Origin of the sequence: Curtobacterium sp. MMLR14_010 (assembly GCF_001865015.1) — a bacterium.
Classification (GTDB): domain Bacteria; phylum Actinomycetota; class Actinomycetes; order Actinomycetales; family Microbacteriaceae; genus Curtobacterium.
Genome location: NZ_MJGV01000016.1, coordinates 1 through 5,468, shown reverse-complemented (window position 1 = coordinate 5,468; position 5,468 = coordinate 1). Strand labels below are relative to the sequence as shown.

Genomic DNA, 5,468 nt, shown 5'->3' with positions numbered 1-5,468 from the left:
AGTCCGGCGGCGTCCTACTCTCCCACAAGGTCCCCCTTGCAGTACCATCGGCGCTGAGAGGCTTAGCTTCCGGGTTCGGAATGTGACCGGGCGTTTCCCTCTCGCTATGACCACCGGAACACCATCGACCAGATCCTGGTCTCAGACTGCTCCGCCGTAGCGAATATTCAGTTTGATTCCCGATCATCTGTCGGGAACCACAAAGTGGACGCGAGCCCCCACCACAAGGGTAGGGAAATAGTTGGTGTCAAGTCTTCGGCTTATTAGTACCGGTCAGCTCCACGGGTCGTTAGTCCCCGCTTCCACATCCGGCCTATCAACCCAGTAGTCTGCTGGGAGCCTCTCACACTCAAGGTGCATGGAAATCTCATCTCGAAGACGGCTTCCCGCTTAGATGCTTTCAGCGGTTATCCGGTCCGAACGTAGCTAATCAGCGGTGCCCTTGGCAGAACAACTGACACACCAGAGGTTCGTCCATCCCGGTCCTCTCGTACTAGGGATAGATCTTCTCAAATTTCCAACGCGCGCAGCGGATAGGGACCGAACTGTCTCACGACGTTCTAAACCCAGCTCGCGTACCGCTTTAATGGGCGAACAGCCCAACCCTTGGGACCTACTCCAGCCCCAGGATGCGACGAGCCGACATCGAGGTGCCAAACCATGCCGTCGATATGGACTCTTGGGCAAGATCAGCCTGTTATCCCCGAGGTACCTTTTATCCGTTGAGCGACAGCGCTTCCACAAGCCACTGCCGGATCACTAGTCCCGACTTTCGTCCCTGCTCGACCTGTCAGTCTCACAGTCAAGCTCCCTTGTGCACTTACACTCGCCACCTGATTGCCAACCAGGTTGAGGGAACCTTTGGGCGCCTCCGTTACTCTTTAGGAGGCAACCGCCCCAGTTAAACTACCCATCAGGCACTGTCCATGAACCCGATCAGGGTCCTACGTTAGACATCCAAAGTGACCAGAGTGGTATTTCAACAATGACTCCACGAACACTAGCGTGCCCGCTTCACAGTCTCCCACCTATCCTACACAAGCCACTCCGAACACCAATACCAAACTGTAGTAAAGGTCACGGGGTCTTTCCGTCCTGCTGCGCGTAACGAGCATCTTTACTCGTAGTGCAATTTCGCCGAGTTCACGGTTGAGACAGCTGGGAAGTCGTTACGCCATTCGTGCAGGTCGGAACTTACCCGACAAGGAATTTCGCTACCTTAGGATGGTTATAGTTACCACCGCCGTTTACTGGGGCTTAAATTCAGAGCTTCGCCCAAAGGCTAACCCCTCCTCTTAACCTTCCAGCACCGGGCAGGCGTCAGTCCGTATACATCGTCTTGCGACTTCGCACGGACCTGTGTTTTTAGTAAACAGTCGCTTCCCACTGGTCTCTGCGGCCTTCAACGCTCACGGAGTAAATCCGGTCACGCGTCCGGCCCCCCTTCTCCCGAAGTTACGGGGGCATTTTGCCGAGTTCCTTAACCATGATTATCTCGATCTCCTTGGTATTCTCTACCTGACCACCTGAGTCGGTTTCGGGTACGGGCGGCTGCAACCTCGCGTCGATGCTTTTCTCGGCAGCATAGGATCACTGATTTCCCCTCACGGGTACGCGTCGGATCTCAGGCATACAGACGACGGATTTGCCTATCGTCAGCCCTACATCCTTACACCAGGATCACCTTACGGATACCATCGCCTGGCTCAGCTACCTTCCTGCGTCACACCTGTTCATACGCTAACCGCACCAGCATGGGGTCGAGCGTTAGACCGGCCACCATCACCCCGAAGGGATCCGGTTGATCCGGGTTAGGACTCTTAGCACCACTGGATTAGCTTGGGCGGTTGTTCGCCGGTACGGGAATATCAACCCGTTGTCCATCGACTACGCCTGTCGGCCTCGCCTTAGGTCCCGACTTACCCAGGGCGGATTAACCTGGCCCTGGAACCCTTGGTCTTTCGGAGGACGGGTTTCTCACCCGTCTTTCGCTACTCATGCCTGCATTCTCACTCGTGTAGCGTCCACGGCTGGATCACTCCGCCGCTTCACTCGCCACACGACGCTCTCCTACCACTCCGCACGACTGAACCACGAAGGCTTGTCTATAGTGCGAAATCTACAACTTCGGTGGTGTGCTTGAGCCCCGTTACATTGTCGGCGCGGAATCACTTGACCAGTGAGCTATTACGCACTCTTTCAAGGGTGGCTGCTTCTAAGCCAACCTCCTGGTTGTCTGTGCAACTCCACATCCTTTCCCACTTAGCACACGCTTAGGGACCTTAGTTGGTAGTCTGGGTTGTTTCCCTCTCGACGATGAAGCTTATCCCCCACCGTCTCACTGCTGCGCTCTCACTCACCGGCATTCGGAGTTTGGCTGACGTCAGTAACCTGTTGAGGCCCATCGGCCATCCAGTAGCTCTACCTCCGGCGAGAAACACGCAACGCTGCACCTAAATGCATTTCGGAGAGAACCAGCTATCACGAAGTTTGATTGGCCTTTCACCCCTATCCACAGCTCATCCCCTCCATTTTCAACTGAAGTGGGTTCGGTCCTCCACGACGTCTTACCGTCGCTTCAACCTGGCCATGGATAGATCACTTCGCTTCGGGTCTAGGACATGCGACTGAATCGCCCTATTCAGACTCGCTTTCGCTACGGCTGCCCCACACGGGTTAACCTCGCCACATATCACTAACTCGCAGGCTCATTCTTCAAAAGGCACGCCGTCACCCCTACTAAGGAGGCTCCGACGGTTTGTAAGCAAACGGTTTCAGGTACTATTTCACTCCCCTCCCGGGGTACTTTTCACCTTTCCCTCACGGTACTTGTCCGCTATCGGTCATCTGGGAGTATTTAGGCTTATCAGGTGGTCCTGACAGATTCACACGGGATTTCTCGGGCCCCGTGCTACTTGGGATACACATCCGGCCATAACACCATTTCGTCTACGGGGCTGGCACCCACTACGGCCCGGCTTTCAAACCGGTTCGACTATGATGCGCTGTAACCGTCCCAGTCCGGCAGAACTGAGTGACGTGTCCCACAACCCCGACCATGCAACGCCCGCCGGCTATCACACATGATCGGTTTAGCCTCATCCGCTTTCGCTCGCCACTACTCACGGAATCACATGTTGTTTTCTCTTCCTGTGGGTACTGAGATGTTTCACTTCCCCACGTTCCCTCTACCCGCCCTATATATTCAGGCGGGAGTCACCAGGTCGACAAGTCGCCTGGCGGGGTTTCCCCATTCGGAAATCCTCGGATCAAAGCTCGATTATCAGCTCCCCGAGGCTTATCGCAGATTTCTACGTCCTTCTTCGGCTCCAGATGCCAAGGCATCCACCGTTTGCTCTTAGAAACTTGACCACAAAGATTAAAATTGCGATCCAACGTCACGAAACACGCCAACCGAGAAGGCTGACGATCATCGATGACGCGAATCTAAAGATGCTCGCGTCCACTGTGTAGTTCTCAACATACGATCGGCACCACACTCCCCCAGACCAAACGGTCTGACATCATGCGGCCCAACGAAGGACTTGCAGGCCCAACCCCCACCAACAGCGCAGATCCACCCCGCCACCATTTCCGGCAACGACGCGACCCACACCCGGTAGGAAGCCTGGTCCCTCAGGACCCAACAACGTGCACCAGCTGATCGCTCCACCCCGACCCGTTCCAACCAGGCAAGCCCGATGTACTGAAGATCGAGAGCATCACTCCCAACTGCACTGTCAATGTTCCACCCATGAGCTACCCGTCGGACACGTTCGGTCCGAATCGGGCGCCTGGACCAGCCACTGACTCACCATACGGTGAACAGCACTGACCAGATGCTCCTTAGAAAGGAGGTGATCCAGCCGCACCTTCCGGTACGGCTACCTTGTTACGACTTAGTCCTAATCACCGATCCCACCTTCGACGGCTCCTTCCACAAGGGTTAGGCCACCGGCTTCGGGTGTTACCGACTTTCATGACTTGACGGGCGGTGTGTACAAGGCCCGGGAACGTATTCACCGCAGCGTTGCTGATCTGCGATTACTAGCGACTCCGACTTCATGAGGTCGAGTTGCAGACCTCAATCCGAACTGAGACCGGCTTTTTGGGATTCGCTCCACCTTACGGTATCGCAGCCCTTTGTACCGGCCATTGTAGCATGCGTGAAGCCCAAGACATAAGGGGCATGATGATTTGACGTCATCCCCACCTTCCTCCGAGTTGACCCCGGCAGTCTCCTATGAGTCCCCGGCATGACCCGCTGGCAACATAGAACGAGGGTTGCGCTCGTTGCGGGACTTAACCCAACATCTCACGACACGAGCTGACGACAACCATGCACCACCTGTACACCGACCACAAGGGGGCGACCATCTCTGGCCGTTTCCGGTGTATGTCAAGCCTTGGTAAGGTTCTTCGCGTTGCATCGAATTAATCCGCATGCTCCGCCGCTTGTGCGGGCCCCCGTCAATTCCTTTGAGTTTTAGCCTTGCGGCCGTACTCCCCAGGCGGGGCGCTTAATGCGTTAGCTACGACACAGAAACCGTGGAAAGGTCCCTACATCTAGCGCCCAACGTTTACGGCATGGACTACCAGGGTATCTAATCCTGTTCGCTCCCCATGCTTTCGCTCCTCAGCGTCAGTTACGGCCCAGAGATCTGCCTTCGCCATCGGTGTTCCTCCTGATATCTGCGCATTCCACCGCTACACCAGGAATTCCAATCTCCCCTACCGCACTCTAGTCTGCCCGTACCCACTGCAAGCCCGAGGTTGAGCCTCGGGATTTCACAGCAGACGCGACAAACCGCCTACGAGCTCTTTACGCCCAATAATTCCGGACAACGCTTGCACCCTACGTATTACCGCGGCTGCTGGCACGTAGTTAGCCGGTGCTTTTTCTGCAGGTACCGTCACTTTCGCTTCTTCCCTACTAAAAGAGGTTTACAACCCGAAGGCCGTCATCCCTCACGCGGCGTTGCTGCATCAGGCTTTCGCCCATTGTGCAATATTCCCCACTGCTGCCTCCCGTAGGAGTCTGGGCCGTGTCTCAGTCCCAGTGTGGCCGGTCACCCTCTCAGGCCGGCTACCCGTCGTCGCCTTGGTGAGCCATTACCTCACCAACAAGCTGATAGGCCGCGAGTCCATCCCCAACCAAAAAATCTTTCCACCACCAGACCATGCGGCCGGCGATCATATCCAGTATTAGACGTCGTTTCCAACGCTTATCCCAGAGTCAGGGGCAGGTTACTCACGTGTTACTCACCCGTTCGCCACTAATCAACCCAGCAAGCTGGGCATCATCGTTCGACTTGCATGTGTTAAGCACGCCGCCAGCGTTCGTCCTGAGCCAGGATCAAACTCTCCGTAAAAAAATTACAACCAACACCGAAGTGTCAGCGAGTTGATCTTGACTGTTGACTGTCTACTGACAATCTTCAATCCAAAAGGAATTGTCTCCGACACTC

At 55.5% G+C, this 5,468-nt stretch carries 3 rRNA genes; all 3 read right to left on the bottom strand.

Annotated elements, in window-relative coordinates:
- Position 1: 1 nt before the first annotated feature.
- Positions 2–118 (bottom strand): 5S ribosomal RNA (gene rrf, locus BIU98_RS02135).
- 125 nt (positions 119–243) lie between these two features.
- A 23S ribosomal RNA gene (locus tag BIU98_RS02130) occupies positions 244–3,372 on the bottom strand.
- A gap of 478 nt (positions 3,373–3,850) precedes the next feature.
- Positions 3,851–5,372: ribosomal RNA gene (locus BIU98_RS02125) — 16S ribosomal RNA — on the bottom strand.
- The 16S, 23S and 5S rRNA genes sit together here, the layout of an rRNA operon.
- Positions 5,373–5,468: the final 96 nt, after the last annotated feature.